This window comes from Variovorax glucosi, assembly GCF_051216695.1.
Taxonomy (GTDB): Bacteria; Pseudomonadota; Gammaproteobacteria; order Burkholderiales; family Burkholderiaceae_C; genus Variovorax.
The window spans coordinates 1-1,195 of the sequence record NZ_JBPJZE010000227.1 but is presented as its reverse complement, the minus strand read 5'-3'; the positions used below and the strand labels follow the sequence as shown (position 1 = coordinate 1,195).

Genomic DNA, 1,195 nt, shown 5'->3' with positions numbered 1-1,195 from the left:
GGTGACGGAAGGGGAGAAGCGCACGATCACGGGCGGGGCGACGGAGACGATCAGCGGGGGTGAGACGCGGGTGGTGAACGGCGGCATTGATGAAACCGTCAACGGCAGCGTTTCATTGACCGTGAACGGCACCGTGGTGCGCCTGGTGACCGGCGCCGACATCCGCATCGTCGGCGGTGGGCGCATCGAGATCATCAACGCCATCGACACCAAGCTCGTGATCGGTCCCGACACCACGGTGGTCACCGGCCCGAAGACGGTGGGCGCGCCGACCATCGTGCACAACGCCACCAACTACACGCTCAACAACAAGCACTACACGCTCAATGCGGACGTGATTGTCTACAACACGCCGCGCCAGACGGTGACCACCGACGATCACGGTCACTGGCGCTGGACCAATTTCGCCGCGACATGGGGCAAGGCGAACCTCTGGACGCCCCTCGCCTTCGATTTCTACGCCGCGAAGGTGATGGTGACCGCATCGACCTTCACCTCGATCAACGGCGTGTTCATCAATCTCGCGCTGCTGAACGACAACGAGAACCGGATCAAGAAGAATGTGGCGATCGGCGATCTGGGGATCGTGGTCTCGAAGCTCGTGAAGTTCAAGTTCAAGGAGGCGAGGGGCGCGTTCTTCCTCAGGGCTCCTTGAGCCAGAAAAAAACAACAGGAGACTTGCTTCATGCACAGAGTTGTAAAGGCGCACACACCGCTGGAAGAGAGCCAGCTGCTGTTCCGTTCGATGCGCGGCACGGAGGGTTTGTCGCAGCTGTTCGAGTTCGAGGTCGATCTGCTGAGCCCGAGTGCTTCGATCGACCTGAAGTCGGTGCTGGGCAAGCCGCTGACGCTGGAGATCCAGACGGCGGGCAGCGAGCCGAGGTACCTGAACGGCCAGGTGGTGCGCTTCTCGATGATCGGGCGCGAAGGCGACACCGAACGCCATACCGTGTACCGGGCCACCGTGCGGCCGTGGCTGTGGTACCTCACGCGCTCGAGCGACAACAAGATCTTCCAGAACAAGAGCGTGGTGGAGATCCTGGAAGAGGTGTTCGGCGACTACGGCTTCGCATTCGAGAAGCAGCTCAGCGGCAGCTACCGGCAGTGGGAGTACTGCGTGCAGTACAACGAAAGCGACTTCGCCTTCGTGAGCCGGCTGATGGAACTCGAAGGCATCTACTACTGGTTCAGGCAC

At 61.3% G+C, this 1,195-nt stretch carries 1 protein-coding gene and 1 pseudogene; both read left to right on the top strand.

Annotated elements, in window-relative coordinates; all coding sequences use genetic code 11:
• Window positions 1-655: pseudogene (locus ACSFA3_RS24505) on the top strand (hypothetical protein); the annotation flags it as partial.
• A 30-nt stretch (window positions 656-685) separates the two neighbouring features.
• On the top strand, window positions 686-1,195 hold a 510-nt coding region (locus ACSFA3_RS24500; RefSeq protein WP_435507975.1), incomplete at its 3' end, for a type VI secretion system Vgr family protein.